Source organism: Cupriavidus taiwanensis LMG 19424, from assembly GCF_000069785.1.
GTDB lineage: Bacteria > Pseudomonadota > Gammaproteobacteria > Burkholderiales > Burkholderiaceae > Cupriavidus > Cupriavidus taiwanensis.
In genome coordinates this window covers 1,047,217-1,067,302 of the sequence record NC_010528.1, presented here as the reverse complement: position 1 = coordinate 1,067,302, position 20,086 = coordinate 1,047,217, and the positions used below count along the sequence as shown (strand labels likewise).

At 65.8% G+C, this 20,086-nt stretch carries 19 protein-coding genes and 1 tRNA gene; 1 reads left to right on the top strand and 19 read right to left on the bottom strand.

Annotated features, from left to right (window positions below):
* Positions 1–4 precede the first annotated feature (4 nt).
* The 17 genes from RALTA_RS04960 to RALTA_RS04880 all read right to left on the bottom strand — a co-directional run bounded on the left by RALTA_RS04960 (position 5) and on the right by RALTA_RS04880 (position 16,737).
* Positions 5–649, bottom strand: a complete 645-nt coding sequence (locus tag RALTA_RS04960; RefSeq protein WP_025582421.1) for an NADH-quinone oxidoreductase subunit J — start codon at positions 647–649, stop codon at positions 5–7.
* Between the two features lie 199 nt (positions 650–848).
* Positions 849–1,340: an NADH-quinone oxidoreductase subunit NuoI gene (gene nuoI / locus RALTA_RS04955; protein WP_010809124.1), complete on the bottom strand. Its 492-nt coding sequence runs from the start codon at positions 1,338–1,340 to the stop codon at positions 849–851.
* Between the two features lie 64 nt (positions 1,341–1,404).
* Complete coding sequence (gene nuoH, locus RALTA_RS04950; RefSeq protein WP_012352336.1) at positions 1,405–2,469, bottom strand: NADH-quinone oxidoreductase subunit NuoH; 1,065 nt, start codon at positions 2,467–2,469, stop codon at positions 1,405–1,407.
* Between the two features lie 21 nt (positions 2,470–2,490).
* Entirely contained in the window at positions 2,491–4,854 is a 2,364-nt protein-coding gene (nuoG, locus tag RALTA_RS04945; protein WP_012352335.1) for an NADH-quinone oxidoreductase subunit NuoG, read from the bottom strand.
* 12 nt (positions 4,855–4,866) lie between these two features.
* Positions 4,867–6,162 carry an NADH-quinone oxidoreductase subunit NuoF gene (gene nuoF / locus RALTA_RS04940; protein ID WP_012352334.1) on the bottom strand — a complete coding sequence of 432 codons (1,296 nt, stop codon included), beginning with the start codon at positions 6,160–6,162 and terminating at the stop codon, positions 4,867–4,869.
* Position 6,163: 1 nt separating this feature from the next.
* Entirely contained in the window at positions 6,164–6,661 is a 498-nt protein-coding gene (nuoE, locus tag RALTA_RS04935; protein WP_025582426.1) for an NADH-quinone oxidoreductase subunit NuoE, read from the bottom strand.
* 184 nt (positions 6,662–6,845) lie between these two features.
* Entirely contained in the window at positions 6,846–8,099 is a 1,254-nt protein-coding gene (locus tag RALTA_RS04930) for an NADH-quinone oxidoreductase subunit D (RefSeq protein ID WP_012352332.1), read from the bottom strand.
* Between the two features lie 9 nt (positions 8,100–8,108).
* Positions 8,109–8,708 (bottom strand): NADH-quinone oxidoreductase subunit C, encoded by a 600-nt coding sequence (locus tag RALTA_RS04925; protein WP_012352331.1) that lies wholly within the window; start codon positions 8,706–8,708, stop codon positions 8,109–8,111.
* Position 8,709: 1 nt separating this feature from the next.
* Complete coding sequence (locus RALTA_RS04920; RefSeq protein WP_008643342.1) at positions 8,710–9,192, bottom strand: NuoB/complex I 20 kDa subunit family protein; 483 nt, start codon at positions 9,190–9,192, stop codon at positions 8,710–8,712.
* 6 nt (positions 9,193–9,198) lie between these two features.
* Positions 9,199–9,558 (bottom strand): NADH-quinone oxidoreductase subunit A, encoded by a 360-nt coding sequence (locus tag RALTA_RS04915; protein WP_012352330.1) that lies wholly within the window; start codon positions 9,556–9,558, stop codon positions 9,199–9,201.
* Between the two features lie 166 nt (positions 9,559–9,724).
* Positions 9,725–9,809 (bottom strand) — tRNA-Leu (locus RALTA_RS04910).
* 187 nt (positions 9,810–9,996) lie between these two features.
* The gene (gene secG / locus RALTA_RS04905; protein ID WP_012352329.1) at positions 9,997–10,371 is read right to left on the bottom strand and encodes a preprotein translocase subunit SecG; all 375 of its coding nucleotides are present in this window, start codon (positions 10,369–10,371) and stop codon (positions 9,997–9,999) included.
* Positions 10,372–10,422: 51 nt separating this feature from the next.
* Positions 10,423–11,166 carry a triose-phosphate isomerase gene (gene tpiA / locus RALTA_RS04900; protein ID WP_012352328.1) on the bottom strand — a complete coding sequence of 248 codons (744 nt, stop codon included), beginning with the start codon at positions 11,164–11,166 and terminating at the stop codon, positions 10,423–10,425.
* Between the two features lie 114 nt (positions 11,167–11,280).
* Complete coding sequence (locus RALTA_RS04895) at positions 11,281–12,285, bottom strand: NAD(P)H-quinone oxidoreductase (protein WP_012352327.1); 1,005 nt, start codon at positions 12,283–12,285, stop codon at positions 11,281–11,283.
* A 152-nt stretch (positions 12,286–12,437) separates the two neighbouring features.
* Positions 12,438–14,609, bottom strand: a complete 2,172-nt coding sequence (gene pnp / locus RALTA_RS04890) for a polyribonucleotide nucleotidyltransferase (RefSeq protein WP_012352326.1) — start codon at positions 14,607–14,609, stop codon at positions 12,438–12,440.
* Between the two features lie 441 nt (positions 14,610–15,050).
* Positions 15,051–15,320, bottom strand: a complete 270-nt coding sequence (gene rpsO, locus RALTA_RS04885; RefSeq protein ID WP_010809136.1) for a 30S ribosomal protein S15 — start codon at positions 15,318–15,320, stop codon at positions 15,051–15,053.
* Between the two features lie 160 nt (positions 15,321–15,480).
* The gene (locus tag RALTA_RS04880; RefSeq protein WP_012352324.1) at positions 15,481–16,737 is read right to left on the bottom strand and encodes a branched-chain amino acid ABC transporter substrate-binding protein; all 1,257 of its coding nucleotides are present in this window, start codon (positions 16,735–16,737) and stop codon (positions 15,481–15,483) included.
* Between the two features lie 203 nt (positions 16,738–16,940).
* Here RALTA_RS04880 and RALTA_RS04875 point away from each other — a divergent pair, with 203 nt between their 5' ends.
* Positions 16,941–17,471, top strand: a complete 531-nt coding sequence (locus RALTA_RS04875; protein ID WP_012352323.1) for a hypothetical protein — start codon at positions 16,941–16,943, stop codon at positions 17,469–17,471.
* Between the two features lie 124 nt (positions 17,472–17,595).
* On the opposite strand, the gene RALTA_RS04870 is transcribed toward RALTA_RS04875, so the two are convergent.
* The gene (locus RALTA_RS04870; protein WP_012352322.1) at positions 17,596–19,137 is read right to left on the bottom strand and encodes a 2-isopropylmalate synthase; all 1,542 of its coding nucleotides are present in this window, start codon (positions 19,135–19,137) and stop codon (positions 17,596–17,598) included.
* Between the two features lie 327 nt (positions 19,138–19,464).
* Positions 19,465–19,968, bottom strand: coding sequence for a peptidoglycan-binding protein LysM (gene lysM, locus RALTA_RS04865; protein ID WP_012352321.1), 504 nt, complete (start codon positions 19,966–19,968; stop codon positions 19,465–19,467).
* Positions 19,969–20,086 lie beyond the last annotated feature (118 nt).

Below are 20,086 nucleotides of genomic sequence, written 5' to 3'. Positions count from 1 at the left end.
GGCTTTAGTTCTTATTGGCGGCAGCCGCGGCTTCCGTCTGCTGGGTCTGGCCTTCGGCGGCCATCGGCACCAGGCGCACGCGTTCGTCGCGGCGGGTGCGCAGCTGCGCCGACACGTCCTGGGCCTTGACGTCCTTGCGGCGGCGCAGGGTCAGCGCCACGGCGGCGATGATGGCCACCAGCAGGATGATGCCGGCCACTTCGAAGGCGTAGATGTAGTCGGTGTAGATCAGCTTGCCCAGCGCCGCGGTGTTCGAGTAGCCCGGCTCCTGCGAGCCGGCCGGTGCCACCGGCGTGGTGGTGCCGACGAAGTTGCGCACCAGCACGATCGCCATCTCGGCGATGATCAGCGCGCCCACGATCGAGGCCATCGGCACGTAGGTCCAGAAGTCGCGGCGCAGGTGCTCGATGTCGATATCGATCATCATCACCACGAACAGGAACAGCACCATCACCGCGCCGACATAGACCAGCACCAGCAGGATGGCGAGGAATTCCGCCTGCAGCAGCATCCAGATCGCCGCTGCCGTGAAGAACGACAGCACGAGGAACAGTGCGGCGTGCACCGGGTTCTTCGCGGTGATGACTTTCAGTGCGGAGAGCACCAGCACCAGCGCAAAGACGTAGAAGATGGTGGTCGTGAGTTCCATGGTCCCTATCGGATCCTCTCTGGGCCGCCCGGCACAAGCCACCCCCTCGGGTGGCCCGCTCCTGCGGCATCCTTGCATTGGCCCCTTGCATTGCAGGGACCGCATTTCAATTCGGTGGCGGCGGCTGCCAGGTCTGCTGCTTGCGGCAGCCGCCAACCGGCGGTACTTCTGTGGCCGGAAGCTCCGGCCGGCATCCGGCTTAGCGGTACTTCGCGTCGGCAGCCTTGGCCGCCGCGATCTGCGGCTCGTAGCGGTCGCCCACGGCCAGCAGCATGTCCTTGGTGAAGTACAGGTCGCCGCGCTTTTCGCCGTGGTATTCCAGGATCTGGGTTTCGACGATGGCGTCGACCGGGCAGGCCTCTTCGCAGAAGCCGCAGAAGATGCACTTGGTCAGGTCGATGTCATAGCGCGTGGTGCGGCGCGTGCCGTCGGCGCGCGCGTCGGACTCGATCGTGATGGCCAGCGCCGGGCACACCGCCTCGCACAGCTTGCAGGCGATGCAGCGCTCTTCCCCGTTGGGGTAGCGGCGCAGCGCGTGCAGCCCGCGGAAACGCGGCGAGATCGGCGTCTTCTCTTCCGGGAACTGGACCGTGATCTTGCGCGCGAAGAGATAGCGGCCGGTCAGGGCCATGCCCTTGAAGAGTTCCTTCAGGAGCAGGCTGTTGAAGAAGTCCTTGATGGCGAGCAGCATGATGCTTCCTAGTATTTCCACACGGCGCGCGCCCTGCCGGGCAGGCGCACCGTCGTTTGGCCGTTCAGTGCCAGATGTTCCACGGCGACTTGATCCAGATCGCCACGATGATCAGCCAGGCCACGGTCAGGGGAATGAACACCTTCCAGCCCAGGCGCATGATCTGGTCATAGCGGTAGCGCGGGAACGAGGCACGAATCCAGATGAACACCGACAGCAGCAGGAATACCTTGATCAGCAGCCAGAAGAAGCCGGGGATGGCGTTGGTCACCACGCTCTCGAACGGAGGCGCCCAGCCGCCCAGGAACATCAGCGCGGTCATCGTCGAGATGATGATCATGTTGATGTACTCGGCCAGGAAGAACAGCGCGAAGCCCATGCCCGAGTATTCGATCATGTGGCCGGCCACGATTTCCGATTCGCCTTCGACCACGTCGAACGGGTGGCGGTTGGTTTCGGCCACGCCCGAGATGAAGTACACCCCGAACATCGGCAGCAGCGGCAGCCAGTTCCACGACAGGATGTTGATGCCCATGTCGGCGAAGTAGCCGGTGTTCTGGCCGTTGACGATGGCCGACAGGTTCAGGCTGCCGGCAACCATCAGCACCGTCACCAGGGCAAAGCCCATGGCGATTTCATACGACACCATCTGCGCCGCGGCGCGCATCGCGCCGATGAAGGCGTACTTGGAGTTCGAGGCCCAGCCGGCCAGGATCACGCCGTACACGCCGACCGAGCTGATCGCCATCACGTACAGCAGGCCGGCGTTGACGTCGGCCATCACCACCTCGGCCTGGAACGGAATCACCGCCCAGATCGCCACGGCCGGCATCAGCACCATCAGCGGGGCGATCAGGTACATGCCCCGGCTGACCTGCGTGGGCATCATGACTTCCTTGAGCAGCAGCTTCAGCACGTCGGCGATCGGCTGCAGCAGGCCGAGCGGGCCGACGCGGTTCGGGCCGATACGGACGTGCATCCAGCCGATCAGCTTGCGCTCCCACAGGATCAGGTAAGCCACGCACAGCAGCAGCGGCACCACGATGATCACGGCGCGGATCAGGATCCACAGCGGCGTCCAGTACGCCCCCAGTACGCCCTGCCCTTGCGAGGTAATCCAGTCAATCATGTCTTGTTCTCGCTCTTGTACTTACGCCGTGGCCACGGTGCCGGTGGCCGGCGCCAGGTCAATGGCCTTCTCTACGGTGACGGTGCCGAACATCGCGCCCAGGCTCATCGCCGCCGGCGTCGCCGCCGGCACCCGCACGGTATTGGCCGGCAGCGTGGCTTCGAGCACGGCCGGCAGCACCACGCTGCCCTGCCCTTGCGTGACCCGCACCGGATCGCCGGACTGGATGCCCAGGCTGGCGAACAGGTCGGCCGGCAGCGCGATCTGCATGGCGCGGCGCGCGGCGGCGCTCAGCTGCAGCGACTCGGCGCGGCGCACGATCGGGTCGGCATGGTAGATCGGCACGTCGGCGATGCGCTCGATGCCGTTGGCGGCAGCGGCTGCCACGCGGATCGGCGCATCGGTGGCGTTGTCCAGTTGCGCCTCGACCGGGGCCGACAGCACTTCGGCGCGCACCGATTCGGCGGTTTCGTAGTCGAAGCCGGTCACGTCCAGCAGGTTGCCCAGCACGCGCAGCACCTTCCAGCCCGGGCGCGATTCGCCCAGCGCGCGCACCACGCCGTTGAAGCTCTGCGGCTTGCCTTCGCAGTTGACGAAGGTGCCCGCGGTTTCCGTGAACGGCGTCACCGGCAGGATCACGTCGGCGTACTGCATGGCCGCTTCCGAGCGGAACGGCGACAGCACCACCACGGTGCCGGCCTGGGCCAGCGCGGCCAGCGCCTGGCGCGGGTCGGCGGCGTCGAACTCGGGTTCGGTGTTCAGCAGGATGTAGGCCTTGCGCGGCGTGGCCAGCATGGCCTGCGCATTGGCGCCGCCCTGCTGCGGCAGCGCGCCGGCGATATAGCCGCCGACGGTGTTGGCCGCTTCGGTCAGGAAGCCCAGCGTGGCGCCGGTTTCGGTGGCGATCCACTGTGCCAGCGCGTGCAGCGCCGAGAACTGCGGATGGCGCACGGCCTCGTTGCCGAGGAACACGGCACGGCGCTCGCCGGACAGCAGCGCTTCGGCGGCCTTGGCGGCGGTATCGCCGCCATCGAAGCCTTCGGTGCCGGCCGGGGCGGCCACGCCCTTGGCGGCGGCCACGGCACGGGCCACGCCGGCCAGCGCGGCGGTCCAGCCCGACGGGGCCACGTCGATACGGGTGGCAGGCATCAGCAGGTCTTCACCGCCGGCACCCAGCACGGTCACGCGGGCGCCCTTCTTGGCCGCCTGGCGCAGGCGCGAGGCCAGCAGCGGATGGTCCTTGCGCAGCGACGAGCCGATCACCAGCGCGCGTTGCAGCGTGGTCACGTCGGCCACCGGCATGCCCAGCCACGGCGCGCCCTTCAGCGCGGCCGAGAAATCGGTCTGGCGCAGGCGGAAGTCGACGTTGTCGCTGCCCAGGCCACGCATCAGCTTGCCCAGCAGGAACAGCTCTTCCAGCGTGCTGTGCGGGCTGGCCAGCGCGGCGATCTGGTCAGCGCCGTGTTCGCGCTTGATGCCGGCCAGGCCATTGGCCACGTACTCCAGCGCGGTCTGCCAGTCGGTTTCCATCCATTCGCCGCCCTGCTTCAGCAGCGGGCGGGTCAGGCGGTCGGCGCTGTTCAGGCCTTCATACGAGAAGCGGTCCTTGTCGGAGATCCAGCACTCGTTGATGTCTTCGTTTTCCAGCGGCAGCACGCGCATCACGCGCTGGTTCTTGGTCTGCACCACCAGGTTGGCGCCCAGGCCGTCGTGCGGCGACACCGACTTGCGGCGCGCCAGTTCCCAGGTACGGGCCGAGTAGCGGAACGGCTTGCTGGTCAGCGCGCCGACCGGGCACAGGTCGATCATGTTGCCCGACAGTTCCGAGTCGACGGTCTTGCCGACGAAGGTGGTGATTTCCGAGTGCTCGCCGCGGTTGAGCATGCCCAGCTCCATCACGCCGGCCACTTCCTGGCCGAAGCGCACGCAGCGGGTGCAGTGGATGCAGCGGGTCATCTCCTCCATGGAGATCAGCGGGCCCACGTTCTTGTGGAACACCACGCGCTTCTCTTCCTTGTAGCGCGACTCCGAGGCACCGTAGCCCACGGCCAGGTCCTGCAGCTGGCACTCGCCGCCCTGATCGCAGATCGGGCAGTCCAGCGGGTGGTTGATCAGCAGGAATTCCATCACGGACTTCTGCGCCTTGACTGCCTTCTCCGAATTGGTGAAGACCTTCATGCCGGGGGTCACCGGCGTGGCGCAGGCAGGCAGCGCCTTCGGGGCCTTCTCGACCTCGACCAGGCACATGCGGCAGTTGGCCGCGATGGACAATTTGCGGTGGTAGCAGAAGTGCGGGATGTAGGTGCCCAGCTTGCGGGCCGCTTCCATCACCAGGCTGCCCTCAGCAACCTCAACCTTCTTGCCGTCGATCTCTAGTTCAACCATGTTCTGCCACGCTTAGATGTAGGCCGGAACCATGCACTGCTTGTGTTCGACGTGATACTCGAACTCTTTCCAGTAGTGCTTGAGCATGCCGCGGACCGGCATCGCCGCGGCATCGCCGAGCGCGCAGATGGTGCGGCCCATGATGTTTTCCGCGACGTTGTTGAGCAGGTCCAGGTCTTCCTGGCGCCCTTCTCCGTGTTCGATGCGATTGACCATGCGGTACAGCCAGCCGGTGCCTTCGCGGCACGGCGTGCACTGGCCGCACGATTCCTCAAAGTAGAAGTACGACAGGCGCAGCAGCGAGCGGACCATGCAGCGCGTCTCGTCCATCACGATCACCGCGCCCGAGCCCAGCATCGAGCCGGCCTTGGCGATCGAGTCGTAGTCCATGTCGGACGCCATCATCAGGTCGCCCGGCACCACCGGCGCCGACGAGCCGCCCGGGATCACCGCCTTGATGCGCTTGCCGCCGCGCATGCCGCCGGCCAGTTCCAGCAGCTTGGCGAACGGCGTGCCCAGCGGGATCTCGTAGTTGCCGGGGCGCTCGACGTCGCCCGAGATCGAGAAGATCTTGGTGCCGCCGTTGTTCGGCTTGCCCATCTTCAGGTAGTTCTCGGGGCCGACGGCCAGCAGGAACGGCACCGCGGCGAAGGTCTCGGTGTTGTTGATGGTGGTCGGCTTGCCGTACAGGCCGAAGCTGGCCGGGAACGGCGGCTTGAAGCGCGGCTGGCCCTTCTTGCCTTCCAGCGATTCGAGCAGCGCGGTTTCCTCGCCGCAGATATAGGCGCCGTAGCCGTGATGGGCGTGCAGCTGGAAGCTGAAGCCCGAGCCCAGGATGTTGTCGCCCAGGAAGCCGGCCGCGCGCGCCTCTTCGAGGGCTTCCTCGAAGATCTTGTATTCGTTCCAGATCTCCCCGTGGATGTAGTTGTACCCCACGGTGATGCCCATCGCGTACGCGCCGATGGCCATGCCCTCGATCAGCGCATGCGGGTTGTAGCGGATGATGTCGCGGTCCTTGAACGTGCCGGGCTCGCCCTCATCGGTGTTGCAGACCAGATATTTCTGACCCGGGAAGGTGCGCGGCATGAAGCTCCACTTCAGGCCGGTCGGGAAGCCCGCACCGCCGCGGCCGCGCAGGCCCGAGGCCTTGACGTCGGCGATCACCTGCTCGGGCGGGATCTTCTCGGTCAGGATGCGCTTCAGCTGCTGGTAGCCGCCGCGCTTGACGTAGTCTTCCAGGTGCCAGTTGTTGCCGTCCAGGCCGGCCAGGATCAGCGGCTGGATATGGCGGTCGTGCAGACAGGTCATGTTACTTGCCCCCCTTGGCAGCCTCGGCCTTGAGCTCTTCGACCAGGGCGTCGAGCTTGTCGTCGCTCATCCAGCTGCACATGCGGGTGTTGTTGACGATCATCACCGGGGCGTCGCCGCAGGCGCCCATGCACTCGCCTTCCTTCAGCGTGAAGCAGCCGTCCGCGGTGGTTTCGTTGTAGTCGATGCCGAGCTTGCGCTTCAGGTATTCGCCAGCCCGCTCGCCGCCCGACAGGGCGCACGGCAGGTTGGTGCAGACGGTGAGCTTGTACTTGCCCACCGGCTTGGTGTCGTACATGTTGTAGAAGGTCGCCACCTCTTCCACCCACACGGGCGGCATCTCGAGGTAGTTGGCAACGAACTGCATGACTTCGGGGGAAACCCAGCCCACCTCGCCCTGCGCCACGGCAAGCGCCGCCATCACGGCCGACTGCTTCTGGTCGGCCGGATACTTCGCGATCGCGCGATCGATTTCCTTGAGAGCTTCTGCTGATAGCATGGTCATTGCAGTAAAACGCCGGAGACAGCGCCACCGGGCGTCTCTCCGCAGGTTTGCAGCCGTCGCTGCCGTTCCGCCGGCGGGCCTGAGGCCGTGCCGGTCCGCCGCGGGTCTTCCGGGCCGCTCCGCCCGGCGGAGCCCCTCGGAAAGCGCCCGGATCGTCGTCCGGGCCGGCGGTCCGTGATTAGCGGTCGATCTCGCCGAAGACGATGTCTTGCGTGCCGATGATCGTTACCGCGTCAGCAATCATGTGTCCCTTGGCCATTTCGTCCAGCGCGGCCAGGTGGGCAAAGCCGGGGGCCCGGATCTTCAGGCGGTACGGCTTGTTCGCGCCGTCCGAGATCGCGTAGATGCCGAACTCGCCCTTGGGGTGTTCCACCGCTGCGTACGCCTCGCCTTCGGGCACGTGGATGCCTTCGGTGAAGAGCTTGAAGTGGTGGATCAGTTCTTCCATGTTGGACTTCATGTCCACGCGCGAGGGCGGCGCCACCTTGTGGTTCTCGGTGATCACCGGGCCCGGGTTGCGGCGCAGCCAGTCCACGCACTGCTTGATAATGCGGTTGGACTGGCGCATTTCTTCCACGCGCACCAGGTAGCGCGCGTAGCAGTCGCCGCCCACGCCCACCGGCACGTCGAAGTCCAGCTTGTCGTACACCTCGTACGGCTGCTTCTTGCGCAGGTCCCAGGCAATGCCCGAGCCGCGCAGCATCGGGCCGGTAAAGCCCATCTGCAGCGCGCGTTCCGGGCTGACCACGCCGATATCCACCAGGCGCTGCTTCCAGATCCGGTTGTCGGTCAGCAGCGTCTCGTATTCGTCGACGTACTTCGGGAAGCGGTTGGTGAAGTCCTCGATGAAATCGAGCAGCGAGCCCGAACGGGCCTCGTTCATGGCCTTGATGGCGCGCTCGTTGTGTACCTTGGACGCGCGATATTGCGGCATCGTGTCAGGCAGGTCGCGGTACACGCCGCCCGGGCGGTAGTAGGCCGCGTGCATGCGCGCGCCCGACACCGCCTCGTACATGTCGAACATGTCCTCGCGTTCGCGGAAGGCGTACAGGAACACCGCCATCGCGCCGACGTCCAGCGCGTGCGAGCCGATCCACATCAGGTGGTTCAGCAGGCGGGTGATCTCGTCAAACATCACGCGGATGTACTGCGCGCGCACCGGCACCTCGAGGCCCAGCAGCCGCTCGATCGCCATCACGTAGGCGTGCTCGTTGACCATCATCGACACATAGTCGAGGCGGTCCATGTACGGCACGCTCTGGATCCAGGTCTTCTGCTCGGCCAGCTTTTCGGTGGCACGGTGCAGCAGGCCGATATGCGGGTCGGCGCGCTGGATGACTTCGCCGTCCAGTTCCAGCACCAGGCGCAGCACGCCGTGCGCGGCCGGGTGCTGCGGGCCGAAGTTCAGGGTGTAATTCTTGATATCTGCCATGACGCGTTCTCAGTGCTCCACGCCGCCGTACTTGTCCTCGCGGATCACGCGCGGCGTGAGTTCGCGCGGCTCGATCGTGACCGGCTGGTAGATGACCCGCTTCTGGTCGGGGTCGTAGCGCATCTCGACAAAGCCGGACACCGGGAAGTCCTTGCGGAACGGATGGCCGACGAAACCGTAGTCGGTCAGGATGCGGCGCAGGTCCGGATGGCCGTCGAACACGATGCCGTAGAAATCGAAGGCTTCGCGCTCGAACCAGTTGACCGAGTTCCACACGTTGATCAGCGACGGCAGCACCGGGAAGTCATCGTCGCTGGCAAACGCGCGCAGGCGCAGGCGCCAGTTGTGCGTGACCGACAGCAGCTGCGACACGGCGGCAAAGCGCGGGCCGTCCCACGCGCCGTCGGCATATTCCAAATAATCGACGCCGCACAGGTCGATCAGCTGTTCGAAGCGCAGCGACGGATCGTCGCGCAGGATCTGCGCCACGTCGAGGTAGTCATCCGCCTTGACGATCAGCGTCAGTTCGCCGGTCGCCTCGACCAGGTTCTGCACGCGCTTGCCGAGAGCCTTCTCGAGCGCGGCCTTCAGGGTATCGAGCTTCGCCATTTCAGCCCTTGCGCGCGATGGTGTTGGTACGCTTGATCTTGTTCTGCAGCTGGATCACGCCGTAGATCAGCGCCTCGGCCGTCGGCGGGCAGCCCGGCACGTAGATATCCACCGGCACGATGCGGTCGCAGCCGCGCACCACCGAATACGAATAGTGGTAGTAGCCGCCGCCGTTGGCGCACGAGCCCATCGAGATCACCCAGCGCGGTTCCGCCATCTGGTCGTAGACCTTGCGCAGCGCGGGGGCCATCTTGTTGCACAGCGTGCCGGCCACGATCATCACGTCCGACTGGCGCGGCGACGGGCGGAAGATCACGCCGAAGCGGTCCATGTCGTAGCGCGCGGCGCCGGCATGCATCATTTCCACGGCACAGCAGGCCAGGCCGAAGGTCATCGGCCACAGCGACCCGGTGCGGGTCCAGTTGATCAGCTTGTCAGCGGTAGTCGTGACAAAGCCTTCGTTGAGAACGCCTTCGATTGCCATTTCACATCACTCCCAATCGAGCGCGCCCTTTTTCCAGATGTAGACGAAGCCCACGATGAATTCCAGCAGAAACACGCCCATGGCGATGAAACCCGGCCAGCCGATATCCTTCAGGGCAACACCCCACGGAAACAGGAAGGCGGTTTCGAGATCGAACAGGATAAACAGGATGGCGATGAGGTAGTAGCGCACGTCGAACTTCATGCGCGCGTCCTCGAACGCTTCGAAGCCGCACTCGTAAGGAGACAGCTTCGCGGGATCGGGCTTGTTCGGACCGAGGATCCGACCGATCGACATCAGTGCCACGCCAAGCACGACACCGAAGATGATGAAGATGAGAACGGGGAAGTAGGCTTCGAGATTCAAGGTACGGCCAGCCTTATCTGGAATGTTGTCAACAGCACCAGCTGAAGCGGCGTCCTGTTGCCCACCCCAGGCGCTAAGCCACGAGAATCATGGCGCGCCGCCTTGCGGACTGCCGGAGCCCCATGCGCGGGTGCATTGCCCGGCCAGGGACTCCGATCAAGTTGTTTGGTGCCGACGGCGAGACTCGAACTCGCACAGCTTTCGCCACTACCCCCTCAAGATAGCGTGTCTACCAATTTCACCACGTCGGCTGGGGGAGAAACAATATTGCCTGGCGCCGGGTTTTCAGGCCCTTCAGGTCCGTTACAAAGGCTTTCGTCTTTGCGCGGAACCCATCGCTGGGGAATCGTTTCAAGCCTTGCATTCTAACCCAAATTTCTTGCTTTGTTCAACGCACAACTGCAAAAAAACTCAGGAATCCGCCGCAAGGCAATCGGATTATTTCGGTACCGCGGGAGCTGCCGGCGCCGAGGCGTCCGCGGCGGCAGCCGGCGCTGCGGCGGGTGCCGAGGCACCGGCCGCGGCGGGCGCCGATGCCGGCGCCGCGCCCATCACGCCCAGCGAGGCCGCGGGCTTGTAGTTGCCCAGCAGCGTCAGCGCCAGCGTGCAGACGAAGAACAGCGTGGCCAGCACGGCGGTGGTGCGCGACAGGAAGTTTGCCGAGCCGGTGGCGCCGAACAGGCTGCCGGAGGCGCCGGAGCCAAAGGCCGCGCCCACATCGGCGCCCTTGCCATGCTGGATCAGCACCAGGCCGATTACGCCCAGCGCCGACAACACCTGCAGCACCACCAACAAAGTCTTGAAGATTGCCATTTGATTTAAATAAGCTTACTTGCCTGATCGGTCGATCGGAACGGCCGGCATTCAGGCGTTGCCGATCGCGAGAAAATCTTCCGACTTGAGCGAGGCGCCGCCAATCAGGCCCCCGTCGATATCGGTCATCGAAAACAGTTCGGCCGCATTGTCGGGCTTGACGCTGCCGCCGTACAGGATTGCCATGCGCCCGGCCACGCCCGCATCGCGCGCGGCAACCTGGCCGCGCAGGAAGGCATGCACCGCCTGCGCCTGCTCGCTGGTGGCAGTCTTGCCGGTACCGATGGCCCAGACCGGCTCATAAGCCAGCACCACGCGGCCGAGTTGCTCCACGGTCAGGGCTTCGAGCACCGCCTGCAGCTGCCTGCCGACCACGGCCTCGGTCTCGCCCGCCTCGCGCTGGGCCAGCGTCTCGCCCACGCAGACCACCGGGACGATGCCGAATTCCAGCGCGCGCAGCGCCTTGGCCGCGACGGCCTGGTCGGTCTCGCCATGGTAGGTGCGGCGCTCGGAGTGGCCGACCAGCACATAGGTGCAGCCGAACTCCCCCAGCATGGAGGCCGCCACTTCGCCGGTGAAGGCGCCGCGCGCTTCCGCTGACACGTCCTGTGCACCCCAGGCCACCTTCGAGCCATTCAGCAGCGCCTGGCATTGTGCAAGATAGGGGAACGGCGCGCAGACTGCCAGCGTCGCGCGGGCCACACCCGCGCCAGCCTGGATGCCTTCCAGCAGAGCCGCGTTGGCAGCTAGGCTGCCGTGCATCTTCCAATTGCCGATGACGAGCTTTTGTCTCACGAGGTGCCCCTCCCAAATCAAACCCGCTATTGTAGCGTGTGGCAGGGGCAAGGCGCTACCGCCGCCCACTGGCGGCGGGCGCAGCACATCGATGCGCCACGGCGACGCCCGGGCTTACCAGGTCAGCACGATCTTGCCGATGTGCTCGCTGGACTCCATCAGGCGGTGCGCGTCGGCGGCCTGCGCGGCCGGGAACACCTTGTGGATCACCGGCTTGATCTTGCCTGCCGCCAGCAGCGGCCACACCTGCTCATGCAGCGCCGCGGCAATCTTGCCCTTGAACGATGCCGGGCGCGGGCGCAGCGTGGAGCCGGTCACCGTGATGCGCCGGCGCAGGATGTCGCCCAGCGGAATCTCCGCCTTGGCGCCGCCCAGCAGCGCGATGATGACGATGCGGCCGTCATCGGCGATGCACTTGAGCTCGCGCGCCAGGTACGGGCCGGCGACCATGTCGAGGATCACGTCGACGCCCTTGCCGCCGGTCAACGCGGCCACTTCGGCGACGAAGTCCTGGGTCTTGTAGTTGATCGCGCGATCGGCGCCGAGGTCTTCGCAGGCCTTGCACTTTTCGTCGGTGCCGGCGGTGACGAACACCTTGAAGCCCAGCGCCTTGGCGACCTGGATCGCAGTGGTGCCAATGCCGCTGGAGCCGCCCTGGATCAGCAGGGTTTCCTCCTTGCCGCGCGGGCCCTGGCCCAGATAGCCGCGGTCGAACACATTGCTCCACACGGTGAAGAACGTCTCCGGCAGCGCCGCGGCCTCGATATCGCTAAGGCCTTGCGGCGCGGGCAGGACCTGCGCCAGCGGCGCGGTGCACAGCTGCGCATAGCCGCCGCCCTGCACCAGCGCACAGACGCGGTCACCCACCTTGAGGCCGAAGCGATTGTCGGCGTGGCCGAGGTCGCCGCCCACCACCACGCCGGCCACTTCCAGGCCGGGCAGGTCGGATGCGCCCGGCGGCACGGGGTAGTTGCCGGTACGCTGGAACACGTCGGGACGGTTGACGCCGGCGGCAGCCACGCGGATCAGGACTTCGCCCGCGCCCGGCACGGGATCGGGACGCTCGGTCAGCTGGAGGACCTCGGGGGCGCCGTATTCGCGGATCTCGATGGCTTGCATGCTTGCTGCTCCTTGTCTTCTGTCGGGTCGGTGTGAGCTTGCGCTCGATAGGGTTGCCGGCAGTGTAAACAAAAAAACGGCTGGACATGGTCCAGCCGCTTTCTGGTGGCGCCGCCATCCGGAGGCGCCGGCGGGCAGAACTGCCCGTGAGATTACTGCTGTTCCGAGCCACCGGCCGGCGCTGCCGGCGCGGCGCTCTCGCCAGCGTTGATCGGGCTGATGCTGCCGCCCTCTTCCGCCAGCGCGGCCTTCAGCGACAGGCGCAGGCGGCCCTTCTCGTCGGCCTGGATCAGCTTGACGCGAACCTGCTGGCCTTCCTTCAGCCAGTCCTTGATGTCCTTCACACGCTCGTTGACGATTTCCGAGATGTGCAGCAGGCCATCCTTGCCCGGCAGGATGTTGACGATGGCGCCGAAGTCCAGCAGCTTCAGCACGGTACCGGCGTAGATCTTGCCCACTTCGGCTTCCGCGGTGATGCCCTCGATGCGGCGCTTGGCTTCGGCCATGCCTTCGGTCGAGGTCGAGGCGATGGTGATGGTGCCGTCTTCCTGGATGTCGATGGTGGTGCCGGTTTCCTTGGTCAGCGCCTGGATGGTCGAGCCGCCCTTGCCGATCACTTCGCGGATCTTGTCCGGATGGATCTTCATGGTGATCATACGCGGGGCGTGCGCCGACAGTTCGGTGCGGGCGTGGCCCATCGCTTCCTGCATGTTCGACAGGATATGCAGGCGGCCTTCCTTGGCCTGCGCCAGCGCAACCTGCATGATCTCCTTGGTGATGCCCTGCACCTTGATGTCCATCTGCAGCGCGGTGATGCCGTTGTCGGTACCCGCCACCTTGAAGTCCATGTCGCCCAGGTGGTCTTCATCGCCCAGGATGTCGGTCAGCACGGCAAACTTGTTGCCTTCCAGGATCAGGCCCATGGCCACGCCGGCCACGTGCGCCTTGACCGGAACGCCGGCGTCCATCAGTGCCAGGCAGCCGCCGCAGACCGAAGCCATCGACGACGAACCGTTGGACTCGGTGATTTCCGAAACCAGGCGGATGGTGTAGGCGAACTCGTCTTCCTTCGGCAGCACCGGGATCAGTGCGCGCTTGGCCAGGCGGCCGTGGCCGATTTCGCGGCGCTTCGGGCTGCCCACGCGGCCGGTCTCGCCGGTGGCGAACGGGGGCATGTTGTAGTGGAGCATGAAGCGGTCGCGGTACTCGCCGGCCAGCGCGTCGATGATCTGCTCGTCGCTCTTGGTACCCAGCGTGGCCACCACCAGCGCCTGCGTCTCGCCGCGGGTGAACAGCGCCGAGCCGTGCGCGCGCGGCAGCACCGAGGAACGGATCTCGATCGGGCGCACGGTGCGGGTGTCGCGGCCGTCGATGCGCGGCTCGCCGTTCAGGATCTGGCCGCGCACGATCTTCGCTTCCAGGTCGAACATGATGTTGCCGACTTCCACCTTGTCGGCTTCGACGCCGGCTTCGGCCAGCGCGGCGGCCACGTTGGCCGACACTTCCTTCAGCTTCTGGCTGCGCGCCGACTTCTGGCGCAGCTGGTAGGCTTCCTGCAGCAGCGGCAGCGCGACTTCAGTCACCTTGGCGATCAGCGGTTCGTTCTTGGCTGCCGGGGCCCAGTCCCACTCGGGCTTGCCGCCTTCGCGCACCAGTTCATGGATGGCGTTGATGGCGGTCTGCATCTGCTCGTGGCCATAGACCACGGCGCCCAGCATCACGTCTTCGGACAGCTGGTTGGCTTCCGATTCCACCATCAGCACGGCGCGCTCGGTGCCGGCGACCACCAGGTCCAGGTCCGAGGTGGCGATCTGCGAGCGGGTCGGGTTCAGCAGGTACTGGCCATCCTTGTAGCCCACGCGCGCGGCGCCCACCGGGCCGTTGAACGGGATGCCCGACACGGCCAGCGCGGCCGAGGCGCCGATCAGCGCGGGGATGTCGGCGGGGACTTCCGGGTTCAGCGACACCACGTGCACCACCACCTGCACGTCGTTGTAGAAACCTTCCGGGAACAGCGGGCGCAGCGGGCGATCGATCAGACGCGAGGTCAGCGTCTCGTTTTCCGACGGACGGCCTTCACGCTTGAAGAAGCCGCCCGGGATCTTGCCGGCGGCATAGGTCTTCTCGATGTAGTCGACGGTCAGCGGGAAGAAGTCCTGGCCCGGCTTCGGGCTCTTGGCGGCGACCACGGTCGCCAGCACCACGGTGTCTTCCACATCGACCAGCACGGCACCGCCGGCCTGGCGGGCGATTTCGCCGGTTTCCATGCGGACCTTGTGCTGGCCCCACTGGAATTCCTTGACGACCTTGTTGAACATGGACATGTGCATTCCTTGACTTGCGTACTGGCCGCGCGATCTACGCAATGACACGCGCGCGGCCGGCGACGCCTGCGTTCTCAGCCGCAGGCAAACTGCCGGGTTGCCGGTCGCGGTCGCAGGGAAGTGCTATGCCATTCCAGCGCGGCACCAGCCTTGCCGATGCCGTGCTGGAATGACACAAAGCCCTGTTTCCTTGCCCGATCCGGGATGTTGGATAAAAAGAACAACTTACTCCGTTGCGCAGCTTGCCGCAACGGCGCCCGCGCCATGGACATGGCCGGACGGCGTGAAGCTAAAATCACTCCATTTAACAGCCTGCACCCGGGCGCAGCGGATTCGCCCCGCCAGAAATGCAAAATGCCTGCCCAGCAGTGCTGAAGCAGGCATCGAGGCCTCACGCGAAACCGTGCACACCCTGGAATCGCGCTGCCATCGGACGCAACCTTACTTGCGCAGACCCAGCTTTTCGATCAGGGCGCGGTAACGGTCGGCATCGTTGGACTTGAGGTAGTCCAGCAGGCGGCGACGGCGGCTCACCATGCGCAGCAGGCCGCGGCGGCTGTGGTGGTCCTTCATGTTGGCCTTGAAGTGCGGGGTCAGTTCGTTGATGCGGGTGGTCAGCAGGGCCACTTGCACTTCCGGGCTGCCAGTGTCGTTGGCGCCACGTGCGAACTGCTTGATGACTTCGGACTTGTTGATATCGGCGACTGCCATGATGATTTCCTTTCACTTGCGAACGCCACAGCGCGGGATGCGCCGCATGCGTCGTGCCATGTAATGACTGGCTGCTGCCGCCACCGGACCGGGGGCCAGGTAACGACAGCCGCGGATTATAGCCGAAAAGCCGGCGCAGGAGTACCCGGCGCCCCGCCGCTCACGGACGCTCCATCCGGCAGGTGGTGGGCAGCGTGGTCTGCGCTGCCTTGAGCTTGCGCACGGTGCGGAAGCCATAGCCCGAGCCCTCGTTGTCGAAGCGCACCGCGCCGCCCTGGCGCTCCATCACCGACACATACAGCGGCTGCAGCACCTGGTGGTCGTCGGCCCGCACGGTGGCCTCGTGGAAGTCATTGACGTAGCGCATGTGCTCGAGGGCGCGCGCCACCTTCACTGCATCGGTCGACCCGGCCTGCGTGATCGCGCGCGCCAGCATCTCGACCATCATCTGCATGCGCAGGTGGACGTAGTCGTCCTTCGGCTCGGGATAGCGCGCGCGGAATTCCTGGTAGAACGCGTCGGACGCCGCGCCGCCCACGTTGGGATGCCACTCGGCCACGGCCAGCACGCGCCCCACCCCGGCATCGCCCATGGCGGCGGGCGCGCCCAGGCCATTGCCGTAGAAGGTATAGAACTTGGCCCGCAGCCCGCCCTCACGCGCGGCCTTGACCATCAGCGTCAGGTCGTTGCCCCAGTTGCCGGTAATGACGGCGTCCGCGCCGCTGGCCTTGATCTTGGCGATATACGGCGCGAAATCCTTGATCTTGCCGATCGGGTGGAACTCGTCGCCGACGATCTGGATATCCGGCCGGCGTGCCGCCAGCATCTCCCGCGCCGAGCGCGACACCTGGTGGCCGAAGCTGTAGTCCTGGTCGATCAGGTACACGCGGCGCACCGCCTGGTCCTGGCGGATCACCTCGGTCAGCGCCTGCATGCGCATGTCGGCGCTGGCATCGAAGCGGAAATGCCAGAAGCTGCAGTTCTCGTTGGTCAGGCTGGGATCGACCGCCGAATAGTTCAGGAACAGCACGCGCGCGTCCGGCTGGCGGGCGTTATGGCGATTGATGGCCGATACCAGCGCTCCCGCCACCGCCGAGCTGTTGCCCTGCAAGACAAAGGGAATGCGCTTGTCGGTCAGCGCGCGCAACTGGATCAGGCTTTCATCGACATTGCCCTTGCTGTCGAAGGTGACCAGCTCCAGCGGCCGCGCACCTTCGGCCGTTTTGACGCCGCCGCGCGCATTGATGCGCTCGATCGCCAGCCGCAGGTTGCGCGCCACCGCTTCGCCGGCATTGGCGAACGGGCCGGACAGGCCGTCGATCATGCCCAGCCGGATCGGCTCCTGCGCCGAGGCACCCGCCGCCGCCGCCAGCAACAACCCGCCCAGCCATCCCCGCCACCGCGCCACAACCGTCATTCGTCTCTCCTGGAAAGCGCTGGATAGTACGGCAGCGCCCCGTTACGGGCAAATACCCGCGGGGCCCGGCCCGTCCCCGCCGGTTTTACGGAGATCCGCACCGGTTATCCGCAAATCCGCGCAAAAGCAGCGTCTGGCGCACACCCTGCCTGCCGCACTACACTGGCGGTATCCACACCCCATACATCGATCGAGGTCCAGCCATGCATTCCATCATCGCCAAGGGTGCGCGCCGCGTCGTGCTGGCGCTGGGCGTCGCGGTGCTGTCCGCCTGCTCCACGCTGATGCCGGTGCAGGAAGGCAGCCGGCTGGTGGGCCAGCCGCAAGCCGCGGTGCAGGCCATGTTCGGGCCGCCCACCGATGTGTTCCCGCTGCGCGACGGCACCACGCGCTGGATCTACTCGAAGCAGCCGATGGGCCAGTATGCCTACGGCGCCGACTTCGACCGCAACGGCAACCTGACCGTGTTCCGCAACATGCTGTCGACGCCGGAGCTGTACAAGGCGCAGGTCAACACCTGGACCAAGCGCGACGTGGCCGAGCACTTCGGCATGACCCGGCTGCCCGTCAGCTACTACCCGCGCATGCGCAACGAGGTCTGGTCCTACCGCTTCCTCCACGAAGACGTCTGGCCGTCGCTGTTCCACTTCTATTTCGACGATGCCGGCGTGCTGCGCCGGACCCAGATCACGCCCGATCCACTCTACGACCCCGACGAGCGCCGCTTTTTCTAATGCGCACGCGGTGTACCCCGCTGCGTGCCCATGAAAAAGCCCGCCATCCCCGGGTCGGGAATGGCGGGCCTGGTCCGTACGTTCAGGCCGGGTAGGCCTTCCGCCGTCTGCGCAGGAGTCGGGGTCAGATCTGCGGGTTGATCTTCTGCACGGCCTTGTCGTGCAGCTTGTTGAGCGCGGCCAGGTAGGCCTTGGCCGAGGCCGCGACGATATCCGGGTCGGTACCCACGCCGTTGACGATGCGGCCCGCCTTGGACAGGCGCACGGTCACTTCGCCCTGCGCCTCGGTGCCGCCGGTGATGGCGTTGACCGAATACAGCACCATCTCGGCGCCGCTGGCCACGCGGGATTCGATCGCATGCAGGGTGGCGTCGACCGGGCCGTTGCCCTCGCCCTCGCCGCTCTGCTCCTGGCCATCCATGCTGAACACCACGCGCGCATGCGGACGCTCGCCGGTCTCGGAGCGCTGCGACAGCGAGATAAAGCGGAAGTGTTCGTTGGCGTCATGCTGCGCCTCGTTCGAGACGATGGCCATGATGTCTTCGTCGAAGATCTCGGCCTTCTGGTCGGCCAGCTCCTTGAAGCGGGCAAAGGCGGCGTTGACTTCGCTCTCGCTGTCGAGCTCGATGCCCAGCTCCTGCAGGCGCTGCTTGAAGGCGTTGCGGCCCGACAGCTTGCCCAGCACGATCTTGTTGGCAGTCCAGCCCACGTCCTCCGCGCGCATGATCTCGTAGGTGTCGCGCGCCTTGAGCACGCCGTCCTGGTGGATGCCCGAGGCATGCGCGAAGGCGTTGGCGCCAACCACGGCCTTGTTCGGCTGCACCACGAAACCGGTGATCTGCGACACCAGCTTCGAAGCCGGCACGATCTGCGTGGTATCGACGCCGACGTCGAGGTTGAAGTAGTCGCGGCGCGTCTTCACCGCCATCACGACTTCCTCGAGGCTGGTGTTGCCGGCGCGCTCGCCCAGGCCGTTGATGGTGCATTCGATCTGGCGCGCGCCGCCGAGCTTGACCGCCGCCAGCGAATTGGCCACCGCCATGCCGAGATCGTTATGGCAGTGCACCGACCATACCGCCTTGTCCGAGTTGGGAATGCGCTCGCGCACCGAGCGGATCAGCCCGGCATAGCCTTCCGGCACGGCATAGCCGACGGTATCGGGCAGGTTGATGGTGGTGGCGCCCTCGGCGATCACGCCTTCGAGCACGCGGCACAGGAAGTCCATGTCCGAGCGGCTGCCGTCTTCCGGCGAGAACTCGATATCGTCGGTGAACTGGCGCGCAAAGCGCACCGCCAGGCGGGCCTGCTCGTACACCTGGTCCGGCGTCATGCGCAGCTTCTTCTCCATGTGCAGCGCGGACGTGGCGATGAAGGTGTGGATGCGGAACGAGTTGGCCGGCTTGAGCGCCTCGGCGGCGCGGGCGATGTCCTTGTCGTTGGCGCGGGCCAGCGAGCAGATGGTGGAATCCTTGACCACTTGCGCGATCGAGCGGATCGCCTCGAAGTCGCCGTTGGAGCTCGCCGCGAAACCGGCCTCGATCACGTCGACCTTCAGGCGTTCCAGCTGGCGCGCGATGCGGATCTTTTCCTCGCGGGTCATCGAGGCGCCGGGCGACTGCTCGCCGTCACGCAAGGTGGTGTCGAAAATGATGAGTTTGTCAGACATGGTGTGGAGCTCCTGATTGCTTATCGTGTGCTGTCCCCGGCATGCTGCGTCCGGGGCTTTACCGCCTGTTCCGCGCTCCACGGCTGTGGAATGCAAAACGCCCCGGCGTGCATGGAGCAGGCCGGGGCGTTGGAAAATTCCTTGCGGATTCCGCGCTAAGGGGTAAGTCCGTCCTTAGCGCGCGCGCGTCCCGACCTGATGGCCTAGTAGGCCACCTAGGGTGGTGCGGGCGATTAGGACTTGGCGCGAAATCATGGCAGCGACTATAGCCGACTTGGCGCGCAGGCGCAACACAGGGTTTTGCCGCACGCGCCGCCGGCGACGGCTTCAGCCCTTGGGCGGGATGCGCAGCTTCTGGCCCGGATAGATCTTGTCCGGGTGGCTCAGCATCGGCTTGTTGGCCTCGAAGATCTTGTTGTACTCGGCGCCGTTGCCGTAGGCGGCCTGCGCGATCGCCCACAGCGTGTCGCCCTTGACCACGGTATGCCATTGCGACTCGGCCGACTCGACGTTGACCGACATCTTGTCCTCGACCTTGTCCACGCCCTCGACATTGCCGGCGCACAGGATGATCTTCTCGCGCGTGGCCTGGTCGGGCGCCACGCCGAACACCGTGACGAGGCCTTGCGAGCCGTCGACCTGCACCATCAGCCCGGTGGCGTCCAGCCCCATCTTCTTGATATACGCCTCGATCGCGTCGCCCGCGGCGCGATTGGCGGCGTCGACCTTCTCCGCCGATGCATCCGCCGCGGCCGCTGCCTGCGCCGCCTTGGCCTCGCCGGTGCCGAACAGCTTTTCTCCCGCTTCCTTGATGAAGTCGAACATGCCCATGACATCCTCCTGACGGTGAGTGGAAAACACTGCAGAGTGCCACGACTGGCTGGCCGCGGCATGAAAACAATGGTGAATTCCGCAAGGCATGAAGGGCGCCTGAGCGCCCTTCCGACAT

Coding starts and splice junctions, on each gene's coding strand:
- nuoI (WP_010809124.1), bottom strand. CDS start 1,340: ATGCTGCTCGCCATCAAGGACTTCTTCAACAGCCTGCTCCTGAAGGAA.
- RALTA_RS04930 (WP_012352332.1), bottom strand. CDS start 8,099: ATGGCAGATATCAAGAATTACACCCTGAACTTCGGCCCGCAGCACCCG.
- nuoH (WP_012352336.1), bottom strand. CDS start 2,469: ATGATTGACTGGATTACCTCGCAAGGGCAGGGCGTACTGGGGGCGTAC.
- RALTA_RS04875 (WP_012352323.1), top strand. CDS start 16,941: ATGCATTCCATCATCGCCAAGGGTGCGCGCCGCGTCGTGCTGGCGCTG.
- RALTA_RS04870 (WP_012352322.1), bottom strand. CDS start 19,137: ATGTCTGACAAACTCATCATTTTCGACACCACCTTGCGTGACGGCGAG.
- RALTA_RS04960 (WP_025582421.1), bottom strand. CDS start 649: ATGGAACTCACGACCACCATCTTCTACGTCTTTGCGCTGGTGCTGGTG.
- RALTA_RS04880 (WP_012352324.1), bottom strand. CDS start 16,737: ATGACGGTTGTGGCGCGGTGGCGGGGATGGCTGGGCGGGTTGTTGCTG.
- rpsO (WP_010809136.1), bottom strand. CDS start 15,320: ATGGCAGTCGCCGATATCAACAAGTCCGAAGTCATCAAGCAGTTCGCA.
- secG (WP_012352329.1), bottom strand. CDS start 10,371: ATGGCAATCTTCAAGACTTTGTTGGTGGTGCTGCAGGTGTTGTCGGCG.
- RALTA_RS04895 (WP_012352327.1), bottom strand. CDS start 12,285: ATGCAAGCCATCGAGATCCGCGAATACGGCGCCCCCGAGGTCCTCCAG.
- lysM (WP_012352321.1), bottom strand. CDS start 19,968: ATGGGCATGTTCGACTTCATCAAGGAAGCGGGAGAAAAGCTGTTCGGC.
- pnp (WP_012352326.1), bottom strand. CDS start 14,609: ATGTCCATGTTCAACAAGGTCGTCAAGGAATTCCAGTGGGGCCAGCAC.
- nuoE (WP_025582426.1), bottom strand. CDS start 6,661: ATGCTATCAGCAGAAGCTCTCAAGGAAATCGATCGCGCGATCGCGAAG.
- nuoF (WP_012352334.1), bottom strand. CDS start 6,162: ATGACCTGTCTGCACGACCGCCATATCCAGCCGCTGATCCTGGCCGGC.
- nuoG (WP_012352335.1), bottom strand. CDS start 4,854: ATGGTTGAACTAGAGATCGACGGCAAGAAGGTTGAGGTTGCTGAGGGC.
- RALTA_RS04920 (WP_008643342.1), bottom strand. CDS start 9,192: ATGGCAATCGAAGGCGTTCTCAACGAAGGCTTTGTCACGACTACCGCT.
- RALTA_RS04925 (WP_012352331.1), bottom strand. CDS start 8,708: ATGGCGAAGCTCGATACCCTGAAGGCCGCGCTCGAGAAGGCTCTCGGC.